This window comes from Frankia sp. KB5 (genome assembly GCF_002099325.1).
In the GTDB taxonomy this organism is placed as follows: Bacteria; Actinomycetota; Actinomycetes; order Frankiales; family Frankiaceae; genus Frankia; species Frankia casuarinae.
This window is the reverse complement of sequence record NZ_MRUJ01000320.1, coordinates 1-2454: the sequence shown is the minus strand read 5'-3', so window position 1 is coordinate 2454 and position 2454 is coordinate 1. Positions and strand designations below refer to the sequence as shown.

The 2454-nt window shown below is 69.9% G+C and carries 1 protein-coding gene and 1 pseudogene; both read left to right on the top strand.

The features are described 5' to 3' along the window. Positions 1–233, top strand: a pseudogene (locus KBI5_RS26685) (hypothetical protein); the annotation flags it as partial. 65 nt (positions 234–298) lie between these two features. Then, complete coding sequence (locus tag KBI5_RS23450; protein WP_085016496.1) at positions 299–2311, top strand: hybrid sensor histidine kinase/response regulator; 2013 nt, start codon at positions 299–301, stop codon at positions 2309–2311. Positions 2312–2454: the final 143 nt, after the last annotated feature.

The following is a 2454-nucleotide window of genomic DNA, read 5'->3' as shown; positions in this document are numbered from 1 at the left end:
GAACGATCAGAAGTCATCCCTCGACCGAGATCACGACAGGGACGGAACACAGGCTAGTTCACAAAGAATCTTGTCCTAAAAATCTTGACAAGTTCCGCTTCGGCCAGTTCACCGAGGCGGTGCGGACGGCGGGAATGTACTGGCTGCTGCTCAACCGGCAGTCCACCCAGAACACCCAGAGCGATGCCGATTCCGGTGCCAATGCCGATGCCTCACCCGCCGCGGAAGGGTGAAGCGGCAGCTGGCTGAGCGGCGGCCGGAGATGTAGGTGGTGGCGGGCTGGGTGACGGCCGGCTAGATGACGGCGAGACAGGTGCGCATGATGCCACGCATTCACGTCCTCATGATCGAGGACAGCGACGACGATGCCGTGCTCGTCATCGAACGACTGCGACGCGGCGGTTTCGAGGTGACCTCCGATCGGGTGGAGGACTCCGAGGCGGCCGCGTCGGTTCTCCGTACCCGGCCTCCGGACCTGGTGATCTGCGATTACCACATGCCGGCGTTCGGCGCCGAGGCGGCCCTGATGCAGCTGCGCGCCAGCGGCCTCGATATCCCGTTCATCGTCGTCTCCGGCCAGGTCGGCGAGGAGACGGCGGCGGCACTCATGCGGGCCGGCGCGCACGACTTCCTGCTCAAGGATCGCATGAGCCGACTCGTCCCCGCGGTGCAGCGCGAACTGCGGGAGGCCGACGACCGGCAGAGACGACGGCAGGCCGAGGCCGCCCTACGACGCAGCGAGGAGCGGTTCCGGCTGCTCGCCGAGCAGGCGACGGACGTCCTCTTCCGCTGCCGGCTGTGCCCGCGGGCCGAGGTCGAGTACGTCAGCCCGGCGATCAGGATGATCACCGGCTACCCGCCCGAGGACCTGTGCGGCCGCCCCGACACCCTGTTCTCGCTGGTCGACGAGGAGGACCGGCCCACCCTCAAGGGCTCGTGGCGCACGGCGAACCCCGAACCGCTGCGGGTCCGTTGGCACCCGCGAGAGGGCGTCGAGGTCTGGACGGAGCAACGCGTGGTCGGCGTCCACGACGACCAGGGCCACCTCGTCGCGGTGCAGGGCATCCTGCGTGACGTGACCGAGCAGGTCCATGCCGACGAGGAACGGGAGCGGCTGCGACGCCAGCTGGATCAGACCGAGCGGCTGGAGTCCCTCGGCCGGCTCGCGGGCGGCGTGGCGCACGACTTCAACAACCTGCTCGGCGTGATCACCGGCTATGCGGAGATCGTCCTCGACACCCTTCCCGACGACGACCCGTGCCGGGCCGACATGGACGAGATCAGCCGTGCCGCCGACCAGGCCGCCGGACTGACCCGTCAACTGCTCACCTTCAGCCGGCAGGAGTCGTCGAAGCCGGAGACCCTCGACCTCAACGCGGTGGTCGAGGGGACGCGGAACCTGCTGCGACGCACCATCGGCGAGGACATCGAGATCGTCACCCTCCTCGATCCCGATCTCCACCCCGTCACGATCGACCCGAGCAAGATCCAACAGGTGGTGATGAACCTGGTCGTCAACTCCCGTGCGGCCATGCCCGACGGCGGCCGCCTCACCCTCAGCACGGCGAACCTGGACCGGGACCGCGGCCCGTCTCCCGCGGACCGCCCGGCCGCGCACGGGCGGCCGTCGCCGGAAGAACGCCCGAAGCGCGGCTGGGCCTGCCTGGYGGTCGCCGACACCGGGTGCGGCATGAGCCCGGAGGTGATCCGTCGCGCCGTCGAACCCTTCTTCACCACCAAGGGACCCGGTGAGGGGACGGGACTCGGCCTCGCCACCGTCTACGGGGTGGTCAAGGCGGCCGGCGGCGAGGTCGACATCGAGTCCGAGGTCGGGAAGGGGACGACCATCCGGATCCTGCTGCCCGCCACGGCGAGGAGCGGGCCCGCTCCCGTCGACACCACCCGGGACGACACCACCCGGGACGACACCACCCGCGGGCAGGGGAAGACGATCCTCGTCGTCGAGGACGACGCGGCCGTGCGCGCCGTCACCACGCGCATCCTCGTACGGTCCGGCTACCTCGTCCACGAGGCGGGTTCCCCGGCCGAGGCCCTCGACCGGTTCGGTCCCGGGACGACGCGGATCGACGCCCTGCTCACCGACGCGATCATGCCCGGCATGACGGGCTACCAGCTCATCGAACAGTTCCGTCGGACCCGCCCCGAGCTGCCGGTCATGCTGATGTCGGGCTACGCCGCCGGCGCCGAGAAGTCCGTGGCCGGCTTCCCGCCCGGCGTCGCCCACCTCCAGAAGCCGTTCACCGCCCGCGCCCTTCTCGACAGCCTGGAACGAACCCTGCACCCACGCTGACCGGCGGTGCAGATGGTGCGGCCGTGCCGGCGCACCACGGGCAGCACGAGATCAACTTTTCCGGGTGGCCGAGGACCGTGGCGTGGACGGTGACCCGGACCCCGTGCCCGTCGCAGCCCTTGCAGATCTGAGCCCGCGCTGTC